Annotated in this window: 22 protein-coding genes and 3 tRNA genes; 8 read left to right on the plus strand and 17 right to left on the minus strand. The window is 71.5% G+C overall.

Annotation, left to right across the window (positions count from 1 at the left end):
• Positions 1–7 precede the first annotated feature (7 nt).
• A complete protein-coding gene (locus tag GGG17_RS10560) occupies positions 8–169 on the minus strand; it encodes a hypothetical protein (RefSeq protein WP_154593695.1) in 162 nt (53 codons plus the stop codon).
• Positions 170–227: 58 nt separating this feature from the next.
• On the opposite strand from GGG17_RS10560, the gene GGG17_RS10565 reads away from it, so the two are divergent.
• Positions 228–620, plus strand: a complete 393-nt coding sequence (locus GGG17_RS10565) for a DUF952 domain-containing protein (RefSeq protein WP_154593696.1) — start codon at positions 228–230, stop codon at positions 618–620.
• A gap of 3 nt (positions 621–623) precedes the next feature.
• On the opposite strand, the gene GGG17_RS10570 is transcribed toward GGG17_RS10565, so the two are convergent.
• Positions 624–1,307, minus strand: coding sequence for a polyamine aminopropyltransferase (locus GGG17_RS10570; RefSeq protein WP_230082901.1), 684 nt, complete (start codon positions 1,305–1,307; stop codon positions 624–626).
• A 59-nt stretch (positions 1,308–1,366) separates the two neighbouring features.
• On the opposite strand from GGG17_RS10570, the gene GGG17_RS10575 reads away from it, so the two are divergent.
• On the plus strand, positions 1,367–1,663 hold the full coding sequence (locus GGG17_RS10575) for a hypothetical protein (protein ID WP_154593697.1): 297 nt from the start codon (positions 1,367–1,369) through the stop codon (positions 1,661–1,663).
• 5 nt (positions 1,664–1,668) lie between these two features.
• Here the strand turns inward: GGG17_RS10575 and GGG17_RS10580 are convergent, their stop codons facing one another.
• Positions 1,669–1,851, minus strand: a complete 183-nt coding sequence (locus GGG17_RS10580; RefSeq protein ID WP_154593698.1) for a hypothetical protein — start codon at positions 1,849–1,851, stop codon at positions 1,669–1,671.
• A 154-nt stretch (positions 1,852–2,005) separates the two neighbouring features.
• Between GGG17_RS10580 and GGG17_RS10585 the strand changes: the two genes are divergently transcribed.
• Entirely contained in the window at positions 2,006–2,626 is a 621-nt protein-coding gene (locus GGG17_RS10585; protein WP_154593699.1) for a hypothetical protein, read from the plus strand.
• Between the two features lie 79 nt (positions 2,627–2,705).
• Here the strand turns inward: GGG17_RS10585 and GGG17_RS10590 are convergent, their stop codons facing one another.
• The 6 genes from GGG17_RS10590 to GGG17_RS10615 all read right to left on the minus strand — a co-directional run bounded on the left by GGG17_RS10590 (position 2,706) and on the right by GGG17_RS10615 (position 9,255).
• Positions 2,706–3,989, minus strand: coding sequence for an NAD(P)H-dependent oxidoreductase (locus tag GGG17_RS10590; RefSeq protein WP_154593700.1), 1,284 nt, complete (start codon positions 3,987–3,989; stop codon positions 2,706–2,708).
• On the minus strand, positions 3,986–4,582 hold the full coding sequence (rfbC, locus tag GGG17_RS10595; RefSeq protein ID WP_154593701.1) for a dTDP-4-dehydrorhamnose 3,5-epimerase: 597 nt from the start codon (positions 4,580–4,582) through the stop codon (positions 3,986–3,988). The genes GGG17_RS10590 and rfbC overlap by 4 nt, the downstream gene beginning before the upstream one ends.
• Positions 4,582–5,622, minus strand: a complete 1,041-nt coding sequence (locus tag GGG17_RS10600; protein ID WP_154593702.1) for an NAD-dependent epimerase/dehydratase family protein — start codon at positions 5,620–5,622, stop codon at positions 4,582–4,584. The genes rfbC and GGG17_RS10600 overlap by 1 nt, the downstream gene beginning before the upstream one ends.
• 10 nt (positions 5,623–5,632) lie before the next feature.
• Entirely contained in the window at positions 5,633–6,487 is an 855-nt protein-coding gene (locus GGG17_RS10605) for a sugar phosphate nucleotidyltransferase (protein ID WP_154593703.1), read from the minus strand.
• Positions 6,488–6,803: 316 nt separating this feature from the next.
• Positions 6,804–7,844: an L-glyceraldehyde 3-phosphate reductase gene (mgrA, locus tag GGG17_RS10610; protein ID WP_154593704.1), complete on the minus strand. Its 1,041-nt coding sequence runs from the start codon at positions 7,842–7,844 to the stop codon at positions 6,804–6,806.
• Between the two features lie 37 nt (positions 7,845–7,881).
• Positions 7,882–9,255 carry an L-serine ammonia-lyase gene (locus GGG17_RS10615; RefSeq protein WP_154593705.1) on the minus strand — a complete coding sequence of 458 codons (1,374 nt, stop codon included), beginning with the start codon at positions 9,253–9,255 and terminating at the stop codon, positions 7,882–7,884.
• Positions 9,256–9,320: 65 nt separating this feature from the next.
• Here GGG17_RS10615 and GGG17_RS10620 point away from each other — a divergent pair, with 65 nt between their 5' ends.
• From GGG17_RS10620 to GGG17_RS10635, 4 genes are all read left to right on the plus strand, one after another.
• On the plus strand, positions 9,321–10,424 hold the full coding sequence (locus tag GGG17_RS10620; RefSeq protein ID WP_154593706.1) for a PHP domain-containing protein: 1,104 nt from the start codon (positions 9,321–9,323) through the stop codon (positions 10,422–10,424).
• A gap of 115 nt (positions 10,425–10,539) precedes the next feature.
• Positions 10,540–10,612: transfer RNA gene (locus GGG17_RS10625), tRNA-Glu, on the plus strand.
• Positions 10,613–10,689: 77 nt separating this feature from the next.
• A tRNA-Asp gene (locus GGG17_RS10630) sits at positions 10,690–10,766 on the plus strand.
• A 46-nt stretch (positions 10,767–10,812) separates the two neighbouring features.
• A tRNA-Phe gene (locus GGG17_RS10635) sits at positions 10,813–10,889 on the plus strand.
• A 61-nt stretch (positions 10,890–10,950) separates the two neighbouring features.
• Here the strand turns inward: GGG17_RS10635 and GGG17_RS10640 are convergent.
• The 4 genes from GGG17_RS10640 to GGG17_RS10655 all read right to left on the minus strand — a co-directional run bounded on the left by GGG17_RS10640 (position 10,951) and on the right by GGG17_RS10655 (position 14,328).
• Complete coding sequence (locus tag GGG17_RS10640) at positions 10,951–12,525, minus strand: protein kinase domain-containing protein (protein WP_195849208.1); 1,575 nt, start codon at positions 12,523–12,525, stop codon at positions 10,951–10,953.
• Between the two features lie 58 nt (positions 12,526–12,583).
• A complete protein-coding gene (locus GGG17_RS10645; RefSeq protein ID WP_154593708.1) occupies positions 12,584–13,357 on the minus strand; it encodes a hypothetical protein in 774 nt (257 codons plus the stop codon).
• An 8-nt stretch (positions 13,358–13,365) separates the two neighbouring features.
• Positions 13,366–14,037: a SatD family protein gene (locus tag GGG17_RS10650; RefSeq protein ID WP_288797930.1), complete on the minus strand. Its 672-nt coding sequence runs from the start codon at positions 14,035–14,037 to the stop codon at positions 13,366–13,368.
• A gap of 75 nt (positions 14,038–14,112) precedes the next feature.
• Positions 14,113–14,328: a BldC family transcriptional regulator gene (locus tag GGG17_RS10655; protein WP_154593709.1), complete on the minus strand. Its 216-nt coding sequence runs from the start codon at positions 14,326–14,328 to the stop codon at positions 14,113–14,115.
• Positions 14,329–14,750: 422 nt separating this feature from the next.
• On the opposite strand from GGG17_RS10655, the gene GGG17_RS10660 reads away from it, so the two are divergent.
• Complete coding sequence (locus GGG17_RS10660) at positions 14,751–14,948, plus strand: DUF3073 domain-containing protein (protein ID WP_154593710.1); 198 nt, start codon at positions 14,751–14,753, stop codon at positions 14,946–14,948.
• Between the two features lie 185 nt (positions 14,949–15,133).
• Here the strand turns inward: GGG17_RS10660 and purM are convergent, their stop codons facing one another.
• Genes purM through GGG17_RS10680 form a run of 4 tightly spaced genes read right to left on the minus strand, consistent with a single transcriptional unit; the run spans position 15,134 to position 19,149 of the window.
• Positions 15,134–16,246: a phosphoribosylformylglycinamidine cyclo-ligase gene (purM, locus tag GGG17_RS10665; RefSeq protein WP_311966602.1), complete on the minus strand. Its 1,113-nt coding sequence runs from the start codon at positions 16,244–16,246 to the stop codon at positions 15,134–15,136.
• Positions 16,247–16,287: 41 nt separating this feature from the next.
• Positions 16,288–17,760 carry an amidophosphoribosyltransferase gene (gene purF / locus GGG17_RS10670; protein ID WP_311966603.1) on the minus strand — a complete coding sequence of 491 codons (1,473 nt, stop codon included), beginning with the start codon at positions 17,758–17,760 and terminating at the stop codon, positions 16,288–16,290.
• Positions 17,761–17,799: 39 nt separating this feature from the next.
• Positions 17,800–18,102: a hypothetical protein gene (locus tag GGG17_RS10675; RefSeq protein WP_154593712.1), complete on the minus strand. Its 303-nt coding sequence runs from the start codon at positions 18,100–18,102 to the stop codon at positions 17,800–17,802.
• Between the two features lie 9 nt (positions 18,103–18,111).
• Complete coding sequence (locus GGG17_RS10680; RefSeq protein ID WP_154593713.1) at positions 18,112–19,149, minus strand: hypothetical protein; 1,038 nt, start codon at positions 19,147–19,149, stop codon at positions 18,112–18,114.
• Between the last annotated feature and the right edge of the window lie 65 nt (positions 19,150–19,214).

Genomic DNA, 19,214 nt, shown 5'->3' on the forward strand with positions numbered 1-19,214 from the left:
ACAGACCTTAGTGGCTCACCCTGGCCGGTGTCGGCTTGTCGCCCCGCGGCCGCTCCGGCTGCCAGCCACCCTCGGGCAGCCCGCCGGTGTCCTCCACGTCCACGGCGACGTCGCGCAGCTTGGGGTCGAGCAGCCGGCTGCATCGGATGCTCCACCGCCACCGCTCCACCGACGCTCCCCCCCTTGCCGCTCGTCGGGCAAGACCCGCTGTGTGATGAGGTGGACGCATGACCCGCCGCCCTCGCCGCAACGCCGGCAAGCCCCAGAGCGCCGACATCGTCGGACACCTCACCACGCTCGCGGCCTGGGAGGAGGGTCTCGCCGCCGGCGCCTACACCACCTCCACCCACGGCCGGACGCTCGAGCAGGAGGGCTTCGTCCACTGCTCCTCGCCGGAGCAGCTCCCGCGGACGGCACGGCGGTTCTACCAGGACGTCCCCGGCCCGCTGGTGGTGCTGGTCATCGAGCCCGCCCTGCTCGGCCGCAGCCATCTCAGGCTCGAGCAGGTCGGGGACCAGACCTACCCGCGCCTGTATGGCGCCCTGCCGCCCGAGGCCGTCATCGCGGTGATGCCGGCGTGGTTCGAGGACGGGGAGCTGCGGCTCGCCCCGAGCCGCTGACCGTCAACGGGGATCGCCGCACAGATAGAGCACGTCCGGTGCCACGTCGCCGCGGTGGACGTCCACGCGCTCCACCTCGGCGTACACCTGCCGCAGCCGTGACTCGAAGGGCTCGGACGGCCACGCGGACCAGTAGGCGCAGAGCCCACCCGGCGCCAGACTGCGGGCCGCCACGAGCAGGGCCGGGTCGGCATACAGCGCAGCGTTGCGCTCGTGCACCAGCCACTCGGGACCGTTGTCCGTGTCGAGCACGATGGCGTCATAGCTCTCCTGGGTCGTTGCGAGGTGCTGCCCCACGTCCCCCCGGATGACCCGCAGCCGCTCCAGGTCAGGTCCAGAGAGCCCCCAGCGGGCCCGGAAGTATCTCTCCCACCACCGCACCACGAGCGGCTCGACCTCGACGACGTCGATGCGCCCCGCCCCCGACTCGAGGGCCTGCACCACCGACGACCCGACCCCCAGCCCACCGATCAGCAGCCGTGCACCTCGCCGCACCCGGGCCAGCGTGGCGGACACCATCAGTCGCTCCGAGACTGTGACGCGCGTGTCCATGAGGAAGACGCCGTTGGCGATGACCTCGAGGTCGGTCCCGTCGGTCCGCAGGACCAGCTCGCCGTTGACGCCCTCGCCCCGGTCCAGGACGACGAGCGCGCCGCCCACCTCGTCCCCAGGGCTCAACGACGGCATGAGCCGCGGCCCCCTGGGTATGCGCGACAGCACCCACCTCCGAGCCCAAGGAGATGCACATGTCCTCCCGCACCTGGCTGCGACGCGCGACCGTCACCGCCCTGGCCGCCGCCGTCGTCCCCCTCGGCGCCCTCCCCGCCGCCGCGGCCTCCGCTGACGCCTCCCCGCGGCACGTCGTGGCGGCATTGGCGGCGGACACGTCCACGCCCACGCCGAGCAGCTCCACCGAGCGACCGGTCACCAAGGGCGAGCAGGGGGACCTGAGCTTCGGGTACGTGCTCTTCGGCGTGGTCGTCGCGTTGTTCGTGGCGCTCGGCGCGTGGTTCCTGAGGACGCGCCGCGGTCGTCCCCAGTGACGGGCTCACCCCTGTGAGCCCCGATGGCCGTTCTTGAGCTCCATCACGAGCTCGTCCAGGGCCTGGGCCAGGGTCGGCATCGCCGCGCGGACGCTCTCTTGCTGCCGGGCGGTGTAGTCCGGGTTGCTGCCGTTCTCGGTCCACGCCCGGACCACGGCGTCCAAGACCTTGAGGCGACGCTCGTCCATGGTGACCTCCTCGTCACTGGTTGGTGCAGGTCATCCTCGCACCTCGCCGAGGATGCAGCGCACCGACCCCCCTCCGTGTCCCTGCCGCGCCCTGCGCCCGACCGACATGCGGGCACCGGTTGGGCCACCTGTCACCCTCGGTTACGGTCGCGGCATGGACATCTCGATGGAGAGCTTCCACGTGGGGGGACGCAAGGTCGGCGCCCTCGTGCGGCGCCTCACCCCCACCCAGCTGCGCAGCCTCCTCGTCTACCGCGACGGACCCCGGCTGCGGCGCACCGACCACACGCTCACGCACCGCGGTGACGTCCGCGACTGGACGTCCTGCTCACTCAGCACCCCGGAGGGGTCCACGTCGGCGCGGCGCACCGATGCCACGACCATCGACGTGGACGGGACCGCGCACGAGATCCCGGCGGACACGATCCCCAGCAGCGCCCAGACCGTGGTGCTCGAGCAGATGCTCGCCGGCTCGCACACCGACGAGGAGTTCCACGTCCTGGACGAGTCCACGCCGCAGGACGCCCCGCGCAGCGCCCACCTCAGCGTCGGCAACCCCGAGACGGTCCAGCTGCCCGGCCGGACCGAGCAGGAGCTCGGCACGGTCACGTTGTTCGTCGACGAGTCGGCCTCGCACCACTTCTGGTTCGACAGCCACCACGTCCTGGCCGCCGACTGGGAGGGCCCTCGCAGTTACCTCGTCAGCTCGCACGACGAGCTGCTGGCCGGCCTCGACGACGAGGTCGCCGCCGCGGTGCGGGAGTTCATCGCCTGACGCGCGGCCGTATGCCGGAGCCCGCCGCCTCGCCCCGTGGGGGTCAGGCGGCGGGCTCGCGGCATACGGGCGCAGATGGTCAGGCCAGCCCGGCCTGCTCCTGCCGCAGCGCGTCGACGAGGCGCCCTTCGGGCAGCTCGACGTCGGCGTAGGTGAGGTACTCGTCCTTCTTGACGTCGCGCGTGAGCACACAGCCCTCGGCGACGCCCATCGGCAGCAGATCCTCGGCGGCGGTGACACCCGCGGCCTCGCACTGGCCGTAGGTGTCGTAGCCGCCCAGCCCGTCGAGCGTGTGCCCGGCCGGGAGGTCCCGCTTGGCCACGGTGATGACCTCGACGGTGGGCTTGCCGGCGGGGGTGATCGCGTAGTCCCCGAAGAGCACCGCGCGGGCCACCGTCAGCGGCACCTCGAAGTGGCACAGGTGGTAGGGCGTGTAGAACGAGTAGAGCGGCCCGTCCCCGAGCTTGTAGAGCTTGAGGTAGTGCTGCTGCTTGGGGTCGTCGTGCGTCGCGAAGCAGTAGACGCCCGGTCCGGGCTGCGCGCCCACGACGTAGTCCACGACGCCGCCGAGCTCCTTGAGCTGCTCCACGTCGTAGAGCCTGGTCGCGGCGTCGATGTGCTCGCGGTGGTCGGCGCCCTTGAGCCCGCGCTTCTCGACGGTCATGCCCGTCGCGTTGGCCACGAGGGCCTGCTCGAAGGACACCTTGGTGCCGTCCGCGAAGCTCGTGACCATGTAGGGGTCCTGGCCCCATTGCTTGGCGAACCCCTCCTGCGTGGTCGGGTTGCGGTACTCGTCCTGCAGGCCCTTGATGTTGCCCATGACCAGCGGCGTCAGCCCGATGGACTTCACGAAGCGGTAGAGGTTCATCTGGACACCCGGCTGGTCGCCGTCGCAGCCCGTGATGATGACGCCCTTGGCGAGCGCCCGCTGCTTGAGCGCGTAGCCGACGGTGCCGTCGACCTCGGCGTTGAGCAGCACGACGTGCTTGCCGCCCTCGATCGCGTCGGCGACCACGTGCGCGCCGTACTCGACCGCGCCGGTCGCCTCGACGATGGCGTCGATGGAGCCGGACTCCGTGACGGCCTGGTGGTCGCTGGTGATGACGGCCTTGCCGGCCTTGACCGCGGCGTCGAGCGCCTCGGCCGAGTCGACGACCTCCCAGTCGGTGACGCCCGCCTCGGAGTAGGCCCGCTCGGCGTTGGCCTGGGTGCGGTTGACGATGGCGGCGACGACCATCCCGGGAACGGAGTTCGTGACCTGGTTGACGAAGCCGCGGCCCATGAAGCCCGCGCCCACCAGGGCCACCCGGATCGGGTTGCCCTCGGCCTCGCGCTCGGCCAGGGCGGTGTCGACGATGATCATGCGTCCTCCTTGAGCTGCGCCTGGCGCGGCGCGGGCAGGGGCGCGGGCTTCTCGACGTCGTCGCGGTCGGCGAAGAGCGGCCAGGCCGCGTCCTTGTCGCTGATGACCGCGATCTCGCGACCCCAGTCGATGCCGAAGGCCGGGTCGTCGTAGCGGAAGCCCCGCTCGGTGTTCGGCGTGTAGGCGTGGGACACCTGGTAGGTCACCTCGCAGTCGTCCTCCAGCGTCAGGTAGCCGTGCGCGAAGTACTCCGGCACGTAGAGCGCCTGCCGGTTGTCGGCGGTGAGCTCCACCTTGACGTGCTGCAGGTAGGTCGGGCTGTCCGGACGCATGTCGACGATCACGTCGATGATGCGGCCGCGGATGCAGCGGACCAGCTTGGCCTCGGGGGCCGGGTCGATCTGCTGGTGCAGGCCCCGGATCGTGCCGGCCTTGTAGTTGTAGGACATGTTGCACTGGATCACGGCCGGGGTCAGGCCGGCGTCCTCGAACTCCTGGGTGCAGAAGGTGCGGGCGAAGAAGCCGCGGTCGTCCTGCAGGAGCTTGAGGTCGATCAGGGCCGGGCCCTGGATGTCGAAGGTGCGGAACTCCATCAGAGGATGCTCCCCGCCGGCTTGGTCCAGAACATCTGGTCGTCGATCTGCTTGGTGCGCATCAGGTGCTCGAGCTGCTTGAGGCGGGTGTGGCCGCGGCCGGTGAAGGTGGCCTCGTCCAGGTCGATGGTCGTGAAGACCTCGGCCAGCTGCTGGGCGCCACGCTCGGCGTCCCAGTCGCTCGCGTAACCCGGCAGCTGGGACGCGATCTTGTCGAAGTTGACCTTGTAGGAGCGGTTGTCACCGGCGTTGTCGCCGAAGGTGACCTCGCAGCCGGGGAAGGCCGCGCCGACGATCTCGGCGATCTCGCGGACCCGCCAGTTGTGCTCGGTCTTGCCGACGTTGAAGATCTGCTGGTGCACGGCCTCGCGCGGCGCGTTGATGGCGCAGCGGATCGACTTGGCGATGTCCAGGGCGTGGACCAGCGGGCGCCACGGGGTGCCGTCGGAGGTCATCGCGATCTTCTTGGTGGTGTAGGCCAGGCCCGACAGGTTGTTGAGCACGATGTCGAAGCGCATGCGCGGGGAGGCGCCGTACGCCGTCGCGTTGCGCATGAAGGTGGGCGAGAAGTTGTCGTCGCCCATCGGCAGCACGTCCCGCTCGACCATCGCCTTGCACTCGGCATACGCGGTCTGCGGGTTGACCTGGGACTGCTCGTCGACCACGCCGTCGGCCACGCCGTACACGGAGCAGCTGGACATGTAGACGAACCGCGGGACGCCGGCCTGCTTGGCCAGCTCGGCGAGCTTGACCGAGCCCTTGTGGTTGACGTCGTAGGTGACGTTGGGGATCAGCGCGCCGAGCGGGTCGTTGGACAGCTCGGCCATGTGCACGATGGCGTCGTGGCCGCGGACGTCCTCGACCGTGAGGTTGCGGATGTCCTTGCGCAGGGTCATGGCGCCGAGGTCGACGCCGTTGTAGAGCCAGCCCTGGGCGTAGAAGCCCGTGTCGACGCCGGTGACGTCGTGGCCGTCGCGGATCAGCTCCGCGGCGACGAGACAGCCGAGGTAGCCCTCGGTACCAGTAACCAGAACCTTCATGTGGATGTCCTCAGTCCTTCCAGATCTTCCAGGGAGCCTTGTCGTCGTCCCAGAGCCCGTTGAGCTCCTTCCAGTCGCGGAAGGTGTCCATGCCCATCCAGAAGCCCTCGTGCTCGTAGACCGCGAGCTCGCCGTCGCGGGAGACCTGCTGGAGCGGCTTCTTCTCCATCATGTCCTCGTCGGCGATGTCGGCCAGGTAGGTGTCGACGAACTCACGCTTCATCATGAAGAATCCGCCGCTGACCCAGCCGGTGGCCAGGGTCGGCTTCTCGTTGAACTCGACGACCATCTCGCCCTTGTCGTCCACGTGCATCTCGCCGTAGCGGGAGGCCGGGTGGACACCGGTGACGCAGGCCATCTTGTCCATGCGCACGGCGTGGTTGACCTCGGCGGTGATGTCGACGTCACCGATGCCGTCGCCGTAGGTGAGCATGAACCAGGGCGCGTCGAGGTACTTGGCGACCAGCTTGACGCGGCCGCCGGTGCCGGCGTCCAGGCCGGTCTCGACCAGGGTGATCTCCCAGTCCTCCTCGGTCTTGTCGCCCCCGAGGAACTCCGGCTCCTGGCCCGGACGCAGGACGACGTCGGCGGAGAGGCGCTTGCGGTCGAGGAAGTAGCTCTTGATGACGTCGGACTTGTAGCCCAGGCACAGCACGAACCTGCGGAAGCCGTGCTCGTAGTAGGTCTTCATGATGTGCCACACGATGGGCTTGTCGCCGATCGCGATCATCGGCTTGGGGAGCTTCTCGCTGGCCTCGCGGATGCGGGTGCCCTGGCCACCGCAGAGGATGACGACGGGGATCTGGGAGACGTCCACGGGAGCGTCCCCCGCTCCGGCTGCTGGCTGTGCATGGTCGACGGTCATGTGCTCTGCTTCCTTCTCGGACGAGAAAGTCCGGCACCCTCCGGCGCCCGGACCGGCCGTGCCCCACCGACGAGGGACGTCCCGACGTCGGGACGGTCACGCCTCTCCCCCGATCCCCGAGCCCGCCCGCACGGAGTGCGGCGGTGCCCCCCTTGGAGATCTCGGGGAGATCACGGCCACTCATGACTCTAGGTGCCTCCCCGGAGACCTGACGAGCGAGCCGGGTTTTCTCACGAGGATGCGTCAATGTGTGCGCGGAGCGTAGTGATCGACCTCGCTGAGTGACGCCCGAGATGCCCTGAGACGTCCGCGGACGTCACGCTTGTGAGGATCGGGCCCACAGGTTGATGCCGGCCTCGACCGCGTCCTGATCGATCTCCCGGAGCTCCTCGGCGGTGAGGTCGAGGTGCTGGAGGGCGTCGAGGTTCTGGTCGAGCTGCTCGACGCTCGAGGCTCCGACCAGCGTGGACGTCATGCGCGGGTCGCGCAGCACCCAGGCCAGTGCCAGCTGCGACAGCGTCGTCCCCCGGCGCTCGGCGACGCCCGCGAGCGCGCGCACGTGCCGCAGCGTCTGCTCGGAGAGGTGGTCGGCGGACAGGCTCGACCCGGGGCGGGCCGCTCGACTGTCCTCAGGCACCCCCTTCAGGTAACGCTGAGTGAGCAGACCTTGGGCCAAGGCGGTGAACGCAATACAGCCCATACCCTGCCTTTCCAGCTCGTCGAGCAGCTCCTCCTCGATCCACCGGTTGAGCATGGAGTAGGACGGCTGGTGGATGAGCAGCGGGGTCCCGAGGTCCCTGGCGATCTCGGCGGCCTCCCTGGTCTTGGCGGCGGAGTATGACGAGATCCCGACGTAGAGCGCCTTGCCCGACCGCACGGCGTGGTCCAGCGCCATCATCGTCTCCTCGACCGGCGTCTCCGGGTCGAAACGGTGGCTGTAGAAGATGTCGACGTAGTCCAGACCGAGCCGTTGCAGGGACTGGTCGAGGCTCGCGAGGACGTACTTGCGTGCCCCGCCTCCCTGCCCGTAGGGGCCGGGCCACATGTCGTAGCCGGCCTTGGACGAGATGACGAGCTCGTCGCGAAGCCCGGCGAAGTCGTCGCGGAGGTACTCCCCCATGTGGATCTCGGCCTGGCCGTAGGGCGGCCCGTAGTTGTTGGCCAGGTCGAAGTGCGTGACCCCTCGGTCGAAGGCGCGTCGCAGGATGGCCCGCTGGGTCTCGCGGGGGCGGTCCGTGCCGAAGTTCTGCCACAGGCCCAGGGAGATGACGGGGAGCCGCAGGCCGCTGCTCCCGCACCGTCGATAGATCATGTCGCCGTCGTAGCGGTCCTCGGCGGGGCGGTAGGCGTTCGTCATACGAGCATCAAAGCGCACTCGGCAGCCCGAGGGAGGGTCAGCACTCGATGACGTTGACCGCAAGGCCGCCGCGCGCGGTCTCCTTGTACTTCACCTTCATGTCGGCCCCGGTCTCGCGCATCGTCTTGACCACCTTGTCGAGCGAGACGATGTGCGACCCGTCGCCGCGCAGGGCGGTGCGGGCCGCCGTGACCGCCTTGACCGCCGCGACCGCGTTGCGCTCGATGCAGGGGATCTGGACCAGCCCCCCGACCGGGTCGCAGGTGAGACCGAGGTTGTGCTCCATCCCGATCTCCGCGGCGTTCTCGACCTGGCCCGGGGTGCCACCGAGGACCGCCGCCATGCCGGCCGCGGCCATCGCGCAGGCGGAGCCGACCTCTCCCTGGCAGCCGACCTCGGCGCCGGAGATCGAGGCGCCCTCCTTGATGATCATGCCGATGGCCGCCGCCGTGAGCAGGAAGCGCACCACTCCCAGGTCGTCCGCCCCCGGCACGAAGCGCACGTAGTAGTGCAGGACCGCCGGGATGATCCCCGCGGCGCCGTTGGTCGGCGCGGTGACCACGCGACCTCCGGCGGCGTTCTCCTCGTTGACGGCGAGGGCGTAGAGGGTGATCCAGTCGAGCCCCCTCAGCGGGTCGACGTTGCCCTCCTCCAGCGCGAGGCGCAGCGCGAGCTCGGGGGCGCGCCGACGGACCCGCAGGCCGCCGGGGAGCACGCCCTCGGTCGTGATGCCGTTGTCCACGCACTCCTGCATGACGCGCCAGATCTCGAGCAGGCCGGCCCGGACCTCGGCCTCGGTGCGCCAGGCCCGCTCGTTGTCGAGCATGACCTGCGCGATGGAGCGGCCCGTCGCCTCGCAGATGGCCAGCAGCTCGTCGCCCGTGCGGAACTCGTGCTCCACCGGCGTCTCGTCCTCGACGACCCGGTGCCCCCCGGACCCGTCCTCGACGACCACGAAGCCGCCCCCCACGGAGTAGAAGGTGCGCCGCACCGGCTCGTCCAGGCCCTCCACGACTGCCTCGCAGGTCATGCCGTTGGAGTGCCCGGGCAGGGACCGCGTCCGGTGCATCACGAGGTCCGTGGCCTCGTCGAAGTCGATCTCGTGCCGACCGAGCAGCGACAGCCGCCGCGAGGCGCGCATCTGCGCGAGCCGGCCCGCGACCGCGCGCGGGTCGACGAGCTCGGGGGCCTCGCCGGACAGGCCGAGCAGGACCGCCTTGTCGCTGCCGTGGCCATGGCCCGTCGCCCCGAGCGAGCCGTAGAGCTCGACGCGCAGGCGGGTGACCCGGTCGAGCTGCCCGTCCGCCGCCAACGACCGGGCGAACATCAGCGCCGCCCGCATGGGCCCCACCGTGTGCGAGCTCGACGGCCCGATGCCGATCGAGAAGAGGTCGAAGACGCTCAGTGCCATGCCCCGACCGTAGGTGACGCGCGCCACGTCGACCAAGCCACGTGCCGCGGTGCGACGATGGCCGTATGCCGAAGCCCGCCGCCACCGGCCCGCAGCGCCATGGCTCCGCCTCCGGGGAGCCGATCGCCGACACCCTGACCCGCGACGCCGCCGGGGTCGTCCTGGCCCTGCGCCGCATCTCCTTCCTGCTCGAGCGGGCCCTGGAGTCCAGCTATCGCATCAAGGCCTTCCGGGGCGCCGCCGCCACCCTGGGGGCCCTCGGGGACGAGGAGCTGGCGGCCCGGGCTTCGGCCGGCACGCTGCAGGACCTGCCCGGCATCGGCAAGGGCAGCGAGGCGATCGCCCAGGCGGTGCTCCGCGGCGAGGAGCCGGACTACCTCGTCCAGCTGGAGGAGCGCGAGTCGGCACCGCTGGCCCGCGACGGGCTGGACCTGGCCGCCCTCCAGCGTGGCGACCTGCACAGCCACTCCGACTGGTCCGACGGCGGCTCGCCGATCGACGAGATGGTCATGACCGCGGTCGAGCTCGGCCGGGAGTACCAGGTGCTGACGGACCACTCCCCCCGGCTCAAGGTCGCCAACGGGCTGTCGCCGGAGCGCCTGCGCACCCAGCTGCAGGTCGTCGCCGGCGTCAACCGCATCGTGCCGGACGGCTTCCGGCTCCTGTCGGGGATCGAGGTCGACATCCTCGACGACGGGTCGCTCGACCAGGAGCCCGACCTGCTCGAGGAGCTCGACGTGGTCGTCGCCTCGGTGCACTCCAAGCTCAAGATGGAGAGCGCCGCGATGACCCGCCGGATGGTCGCCGCCGTCGGCAACCCCCGCACCAACGTGCTCGGCCACTGCACCGGGCGGCTCGTCACCGGGGGCCGCGGCCGGCGGCCGCAGTCCACCTTCGACGCCCGCGCCGTCTTCGAGGCGTGCGCGGCCCACGAGGTGGCGATCGAGATCAACTCACGGCCGGAGCGGCAGGACCCGCCGGACGACCTGGTCACGCTCGCCCTGGAGCTCGGGTGCCTGTTCGCCATCGACACGGACGCGCACGCCCCGGGGCAGCTGGACTTCCAGCAGCTGGGGGCCGAGCGAGCCTGGCACCTCGGGGTGCCGGCCGAGCGGATCGTCACGACCTGGCCGCGGGAGCGGCTGCTGGAGTGGGCCGCTCGGCGCTGACGCCGACCGGCTCCCACCCGATTAGGCGTTCCGCGTCGGCGTCCCCTATGCTTTCGGAGTCCTCGACGGGCTCGAGCTACTAGAGCGCTAGCGGCAGAGGGCCCGAGAGATTCGGGTCCCCATCGTCTAGCGGCCTAGGACCCCGCCCTTTCACGGCGGTAGCACGGGTTCGAATCCCGTTGGGGATACAGAGCATGTACGATGGACTAGCTGGTCACGGCCAGCGAGGTCGTCGGAGTGCTTGAGGTAGTCACTCCTCACCATTGGCCCCGTAGCGCAGTTGGTTAGCGCGCCGCCCTGTCACGGCGGAGGTCGCCGGTTCGAGCCCGGTCGGGGTCGCCAGTCTCTCCTTCGGGGGAGACTTCGCGACATCAGGAGGACGTCGCGAGGCCAGGTAGCTCAGTTGGTACGAGCGTCCGACTGAAAATCGGAAGGTCGGCGGTTCGACCCCGCCCCTGGCCACCAGCAAGCCGCATCCCCACGGGGTGCGGCTTCGTCGTGCTGCCTGCGCCCTCCCTCGGCAGGCTCAGGCCGTCGGCAGTGCGCTGGCGACGGCATCGGCGGCCGAGCTGATGGTCTGTGCCGTGTCGCTCGAGACGGACCCGTCCTCGACGCCACTGCGGACCGACCCGGTCAGCTCCCCCAGCGCTTGGCGCGCCCCGGAGGCGTCCTCCTGACGAATCGCCTTGTCGAGCGAGCGCAGGCTCTTGGAGGCGTCCTTGCCGGAGGACCCCGACAGCTGGGCCTGCTGCACGACCCCGTCGAGCGTGGACGCGGCCTGGGCCGACGTGGACCACGTCGGTGCCGGGTCGCTCGGCCCCTGGGTCGCCGTCGGCTGCTCGGTGGGGCTGGTCGTCTCCGTGGGGGTCGGCGCGGAGGTCGACGACGGCGACCCGGTGGGCGACGGGGTTGCCGTGGCGGTCGCGGTCACGGTCGAGGTCACGGTCGCGGGCGGGGTCGAGGACGTCCTCGGCGCGGTGGTGCGCGCGGAGGTGCTGGTGGCCGTGGTGCTCGGGGTCCTGGGCTGGTCGGTCGACGGCCCGGAGCCGCGCAGCCCGAACCACCACAGGGCCCCGACGGTGGCGGCCAGCAGGAGCAGCATCACCCACAGCGCCCCGGTGCCGCGGCGGCGGGGACGGTCGTGATCGTCGCGGTAGGCCGTCGCCTGCGTCGCTGTGTGGGGCGGGGCCTGCGGGCCCCGGTCCACGGGTGGCAGCACGGTGGTGGCGGCAGCCGGGGCGCCCGCGACGGGCAGCACGGTGGTGGACGGTGCGGCGCCGCGACGGATCGCAGCGGTCCGGGCCGCCACGTCGGCGGCGCTGGCCGGCCGGTCCTGCGGCGACTTGGCCAGCAGCTGGGCCACGAGGTCGTCGACCGCCCGCGGCACCCCGGGGCGTCGCTCGGACGGCAGCGGCGGCGGCGTGCTCAGGTGGTGGTGGAGGATCGACAAGGGGTGCTCACCCTCGAACGGCGGCTCGCCGGTCAGCAGGGTCATCAGCACGCAGCCGAGGGAGTACAGGTCGCTCTGCGCGGTCGCCGTGCCCCCGGTGGCCTGCTCGGGAGACAGGTATGGCGCGCTGCCGATGACCGTCGCGGTCGCCGTCAGCTGGCTGGTGCGGGCCTGGTCGAGGCGCGCGATCCCGAAGTCCACCATCTTGAGCGTGCCCCGCTCGTCGAGCATGAGGTTGCTGGGCTTGACGTCCCGGTGCACGACCCCCGCTCGGTGCGCGGCCCCGAGGGCCGAGGCCACCTCCTGGGTGTAGGCGAGGGCCCGGTCCACCGCCAGCGGACCCTGCTCGCGGACCAGCTCGTCGAGGCTGGGCCCGCTGAGCAGCTCCATGACGAGATAGGCCGTGTGGCCGTCCACCCCGTTGTCGAAGATCGTGACGATGTTGGGGTGGGACAGGGCAGCCGTCGCGTGCGCCTCCTGCTGAAATCGCTCGGCAGCCACCTCGTCGCCCGTCGCCGCGAGGTCGACCGTCTTGACGGCCACCCGGCGCTGCAGCCGGGTGTCGACGGCCGACCAGACCTGACCCATCCCGCCCCGGCCGATCTGGCGCTCGAGGCGGTAGCGGTTGGCGAGGACGAGGTCTCCACTCATGGACGCCATTGTCACGCATGGCCCGGGACACGGGCCGTGACCGGCCCGGCGCGCCCGGTCACAGCGCCAGCAGCGAGCACCCGAGCGCCACCAACCACGAGGTGAAGCTGCCGAGGAGGAAGTACTCGGTCACGACGTCGATCCGCTGCCCCGGTCCTCGCTGGTCCTGCAGCTCGGGGAAGCGCAGGATCCCCTTGGCCGCGATGACGACCGAGGCCGCGGTCGCCTGACCGGCGAGGGCGAGGCCGACGACGAAGACGCGCTCCATCGGGCCGAGCCAGCGCCCCCCGCGCAGGACCCCCGGCTGGCTGTGCGCACCCGCCGCGTCGAGGACCAGGCGCACCACGACGTTGCCGGTGCCGACCTGGGCCACCATCACGGCGAGGACCATCAGCGCGCGGTCCAGCGGCACCGGGGCGAGCCGGGGTAGCCCGAGCGAGCCCCACCAGCGGGCGAGGGGCCCGCCGGCGCCCGCGTCCACGCCGGCCAGGGCGAACAGCACCGTGAGCCCCACCACGAGGCAGCCACCGGCCACGAGCCGGTGCCGTCGGGCCGCCGCCACGAGGGTGCGGTCGGGGTCGTAGCGCGTCCGCAGGGCGCTGCTCACGGCCCCCGCCGACGACCGTGCCCACACGACCAGCAGGAGCACGATCCCGAGGAGCGCGACCAGGTGCCAGCCGCCGCGCTGCCCGAGCAGCGGCCACGCGAGGACCGCCACGGGCACGGAGACCAGGGCGGGCAACCACCATGGTCGTCGCCCCCCGAGCTCCGCGCCGGGGCGCACCAGGTCGCCGACGCCCAGCGCCAGCAGCCACACGGCGAGATAGGTCATGGTGCTCCTCAGGTGTCACGAGCCGAGGGGGCGAGGATCGCGTGCGCCTCCCTGACAGCCGCGAGACCCTCTCTGGCCACCAGCTGGGAGACGGCAGACTGCGTGATCCCCTCCTGCTCGGCCACCATGGTCTGCGTGAGGTCTGACATGACCCCCAGGAGCACCCTCAGCGGGCGGGCGTCCAGCCGACCCACGAGATCGTCGCGCAGGACCAGCGTGGCCAGGACCACACCGGCGGCGCCGGACGGGCGGTCCGGGTCCTCGACGTACCACGTGCGACAGGACCGCGTGGCCGCCGTCGCGGCCCGGCGCTCCGCCTCCTCGACCGCCTCGCGCGCGGCCCACCAGGCGCTGCCGTCCTGCAGCGGAGGGACGTGGTCGCGGTCGATCACCTGGACCAGCCCTCTCCCGATGCCGCACCTGACGTCGACGTCGGGGAGCGTGTGGAGGCGCACCAGCAGCGACGCCAGGACGGCGGACCCGACGTCGGGGTAAACCCCCTGGAACTCGTCGCTGACCGTGGTGGTGAGCGGCTCGAGGGCGGGCACCGTCTCGTCGACCCGGCGCAGGGCGGCACCGAGCCGCTCATGCAGGGCGCGACGGCTCGCGGCGCGCCGGGACTCGACGACGTCGCCCAGCAGGGCGTAGCGCACGGGTTGCGCGGACCCGGAGGAGCTCACGGCATCAGAGGATAGCTCATGACCTCGAGACCATCAGCCTATAACTGATATCAGACGTGATATCAGTGGCCGTCGTCAGAGCGGCTGACTCATGCGGGCGTTGTCGCCCACGCCGTCGAGGAGCTGGCGGATCTCGCTCTCGCGGTAGCGCCGGTGCCCACCGAGCGTGCGGATGGAGTTGAGCTTGCCCGCCTTGGCCCACCGGGTGACGGTCTTGGGGTCGACCCGAAAAAGCTCGGCGACCTCGGCCGGCGTCAACAACTTCTCGCTGTCCTGCTCACGATGTGGCATGTGTGATCTCCCCGCTTCTCGACGGGAGGCCTTCCCCCGTGCTCCGACGCCCCGGGACACGCCCGCCGACCCACTCACAGGGCCGATGTCGTCGCGGCAGTAACTCTGAGTAGTCGATACGGGCAGAAAGGGGCTCAACGTCGCTGATAGATTACTACGTATCGTGACATATGCAGGTTGTGAGCAATCTTCTACGCCCGTGTGGGTGCATGACGACCCGAATCAACGCGAACCCGGCCACCTCCGACATCACCTGACGTAACTGCCCGTGGGCACGCCTCGACGCTCGACTCCACAGATGGGCCTCCCAGCATGTACCGTGTCCTTCACGAAGACACGAGATTCCCGGGGTCGCTCCGCCCGCTACGGCACCAGACGCAGCCAGCGATGCCACTCCGGCAGACGCGCGAGGGGGTCACGCCATGGGGCGCGGCCGGGCCAAAGCCAAGCAGACCAAGGTTGCCCGGGAGCTGAAGTACTTCTCTCCCGACACCGACCTGAGTGCTCTTGAGCGAGAACTGCACGCATCCACGCAACGGGACCCCGGCGACCAACGCCGGGAGCCCGACGACGACGACGGCTACGACGACTACGACCGGTGGGCGGCCGGTGGGCGCTGACGGCGCGTCCCCGGCTCGCAGCCGGGGGCCGGCGTCTCGTCGGCACCAGGTGGTCGCACCACCCGACTCGTGACGGGCGGGTCGGCATACCGGACACCGAACGGGGAGGGTGTCACCAGCAGGTGACACCCTCCCCGTTCGCGCATCCCTGGAGCCCCTGAGGACCGCCCCAGGCAGGGCCGGTCTCAGGCCCGGTGGGCGCCGACCAGCTGGACCGCTCCCCCGTCGACGCCCTTGGCGCCGCGCACGACCTCGTGGGCTGGGTCCACGGCAGCGTCGGCGGCGTCGCTCACGCGCCCCATCACCCAGGCCGGCAGGTCTCGCTCGGCGCACACGGCCAGCGCGCGGTCGACGGCGTCCTCGGGCACCACGGCCACGAATCCCACACCCATGTTGAGGGTGCGCTCGAGGTCCGGCTGCGGCACGCGGCCCAGCGCCTGGACCAGGCCGAAGATCGGCGGCGGCGTCCACGTCGCGCGGTCCACGGTGGCGAGCACCCCTTGCGGGAGGACCCGGGCGAGGTTGGCCGCGAGCCCCCCTCCGGTGACATGGCTGAGGGCGTGGACGTCGACGCCGTCGGCACGGATCAGGGCGAGCAGGTCCCGGGCGTAGACCCTCGTCGGCGTCAGCAGGGCGCGGCCCAGGGTGCCGCCCAGCTCGGGGACCTCTCGGTCGTAGTCCCAGGAGGCGTGGGCGAAGACGCGACGGACGAGCGAGTAGCCGTTGGAGTGCAGCCCTGACGAGGCCAGCCCCAGCACGACGTCGCCGGCCCGCACGAGATGGGGCCCGAGGACGTCGTCGTGCTCGACGACGCCCGTGGCGGCACCCGCGCAGTCGTACTCGTCCGGGTCCAGCAGTCCCGGGTGCTCGGCGGTCTCGCCGCCGACGAGGGCCACGCCCGCCTGCTCGCAGGCAGCCGCGATGCCCGACACGATGGCGGCGATACGCTCGGGCACGACCTTGCCGGTCGCGATGTAGTCCGTCATGAAGAGCGGCTCGGCCCCGCACACGACGATGTCGTCCACGACCATGCCGACCAGGTCGAAGCCGATGGTGTCGTGCTGGTCCACGGCCTGAGCGACCGCGACCTTGGTGCCGACGCCGTCGGTCGACGTGGCCAGGACCGGACGGCGCATCCCGGCCAGCGCCGAGGCGTCGAACATCCCCGCGAAGCCGCCGAGCCCGCCCAGCACCTCGGGGCGGGTGGCGCGGCGGACCGACGCCTTCATCAGCTCGACGGCCTTGTCGCCGGCCTCCACGTCGACCCCTGCCGACGCGTAGGTGATGGGCTCGCTCACGAGGGGCCTTTCGTCGCGGGTGTGCAGGGGGGTCAGGCGGGTCACGCGTGGGCGGGGTCGAGGACGACGGCCTGGTCGTCCGGGACCCCGAGGGGGTACTGGCCCGAGAAGCAGGCGGTGCACAGACGCTCCCGCGGCTGGTGGGTCGCGGCGATCATCCCGTCCTCGCTGATGTAGCCCAGGCTGTCCGCGCCCACCGAACGCCGGACGCCCTCGATGTCGATGCCCGTGGCGATCAGCTCGGCGCGGCTCGCGAAGTCGATGCCGTAGAAGCAGGGCCAGCGCACCGGGGGCGAGGAGATCCGGACGTGGACCTCCGCGGCACCGGCCTCGCGCAGCATGCGCACGAGGGCCCGCTGCGTGTTGCCCCGCACGATCGAGTCGTCGACGACGACCAGCCGCTTGCCCTTGATGACGTCGCGCAGCGGGTTGAGCTTGAGGCGGATGCCGAGCTGGCGGATGGTCTGCGAGGGAGCGATGAAGGTGCGCCCGACGTAGGCGTTCTTGACCAGGCCCTGGCCGTAGGGGATCCCCGACTCCTCGGCGTAGCCGATCGCCGCCGGGGTGCCCGACTCGGGGGACGGCATGACCATGTCCGCCTCGACCGGGTGCTGGCGGGCCAGCTCGCGTCCCATCTCCACCCGCGCCTCGTAGACGCCGCGACCGGCGATGGTCGTGTCGGGTCGGGCGAGGTAGACGTACTCGAAGACGCAGCCCTTGGGCTCGGGCTCGGCGAACCGGCGGGTGCGCAGGCCCTGTTCGTCCACGACGACGAGCTCCCCCGGCTCTACCTCGCGGACATAGCTGGCGCCGACGATGTCGAGGGCCGCCGTCTCGGAGGCCACGACCCAGCCCCGCTCCAGCCGCCCGATCACCAGCGGGCGGACGCCCTGCGGGTCTCGCGCGGCATACAGCGTGTGCTCGTCCATGAAGACGAAGCAGAAGGCGCCCTTGACCAACGGCAGCTGCTCCATCGCCGCCTCCTCGAGAGAGACGCCCTCGGCCCGGCTGCCCAGCAGGGAGGTGACGATGGCGGTGTCCGTCGTGTTGCCACGACGCAGCTCCCCGCCCGCCGTGCCGAACCCGTCGACGTGACGCGCGGACAGCAGGCCGCGCAGCTCGGAGGTGTTGATCAGGTTGCCGTTGTGGGCGAGAGCGATCGTGTGGTGCGCGGTGCCGCCCAGCGTGGGCTGGGCGTTCTCCCACTTGCTCGCGCCGGTGGTGGAGTAACGGGTGTGCCCGATGGCCAGGTGGCCGGTGAGGGAGCCGAGCGAGGTCTCGTCGAAGACCTGCGACACCAGGCCCATGTCCTTGTAGACGAGGACACGCTCGCCGTCGGACGTCGCGATCCCGGCCGACTCCTGCCCGCGGTGCTGCAGGGCATAGAGACCGTAGTAGGTGAGCTTGCCGACCTCCTCGCCCGGTGCCCAGACGCCGAAGACCCCGCAGGCGTCCTGCGGCCCGGTCTCGCCGGGCAGGATGTCGTGATTGAGTCGACCGTCACCTCGTGCCACGGTGCCAGTGTCCCACAGCGCCGCGGTCGCGCGGTCGCCTCAGCTCCGGCGATCGAGCAGCACCGCGACGAGGGCACCGAGCAGGGCCCCGAGCCCGCCCCCGAGGACGCCGAAGAACATCATCACCCGGCCGAGCCCGTAGGTCGCCGTCTGGCTCGCGCTGCTCACCGCGGAGGGGTCGGGACGCAGCAGCAGCGCCACCCCCGTGGCGACGACGAAGCCGAGCACCGCGCCCACCACGATGAACCGGGAGAAGATCGGCCGGCGCCCGCGGGGCCTCGGTGAGGTGGCGGGGCGGGGGCCGGGCGCGGAGCCCTTGCTGGTGCCGGGGTGGTCGCTCACGGGCGCAGTCTAGCCGCGCGGGGCGGGCAGCCCGGTCGCCACCGACGGCACGCCTGGCGCCACCTCGGCACCGGTCAGCTTGGCCTGTCCCGGGACGGCGTCCTGGATCGGCGGCACCGCGTCGGCCGGGCGCGACGCCAGGAGGTCGGCCTCGGCGAGCACCGCCGCGTCGACCCCCTCCGGCAGCTTGCGGACGAAGGCGGCCGGCGTCCGGGCCGCCAGGGCGAGCTCGTCCAGGTCGACCCAGGTGGGGCTCCACTCGTCGTAGCGGAACCGGGCGAAGGTCGTCGGGCAGTCCATGATCCGCAGGCTCGCGTCGGCCAGCAGCAGGGACTGGACGTAGGACTCGTCGGGGATGCGCACGGACCGGAAGAAGTCCAGCGTGCGACGGTCCTCGCGATGGCGCCGCAGGAGGCTGTCCACGGCGCGCCCGGACAGCGTGAGCCACAGGCTCCCCTTGAGGACCACGACCGGCGCCTCGCCGCGCAGCAGCTCGGGACGGCGCACGCCGAGGATCCAGCGGGGGTCGCGTCGGCCGCGGTAGAACATGACGGCGGGGCGGCAGCGGCGCGCCACCAGGCGCCACGCGAGCTTGACGGCGCGGCGGGCCAGCACCGGCCCCACGTGGGGCGGGTCGACCGTCCACCAGCGGTAGTACCAGTCGTCCGTCATCGGCGGGTAGACGTCGACCAGGGCGTCCACGCCGCAGCGTCGGACCTCGTCCTCCCAGGCGGCGAGGCCGCGGATCGGGTAGTCCTGGCCGGACAGCAGGACGTAGTGGTCCGCCTCGACCGTGCGCCGGGCGTGGTCGAGCACCTCGAGGGCGGCCCGGGTCATCGACCAGTCGCCCCAGACGATGTCGATCGCGCTGCGGTGCACGGTGGCCCCGAAGGCCGCGATCGCCTCGGGAGCCACGAGGTCGGGCACGCTGTGGCGCACCACGATCGCCGCCTCGGGACTCAGCTCGTGGACCCGACGCACCAGCCGCACGATGGCCGCCGCGTCGGTGTGGCACATCAGGACGTAGCAGAACCGCGACGTCGCCATGGTCGTCCTCCCCCAGCCCGGCGCCCGTCCGGGTCGCCTCCGGGCCACCCTAGTCGAACCGTGAC

It is taken from the genome of Arsenicicoccus cauae, assembly GCF_009707125.1.
Taxonomy (GTDB): domain Bacteria; phylum Actinomycetota; class Actinomycetes; order Actinomycetales; family Dermatophilaceae; genus Arsenicicoccus; species Arsenicicoccus cauae.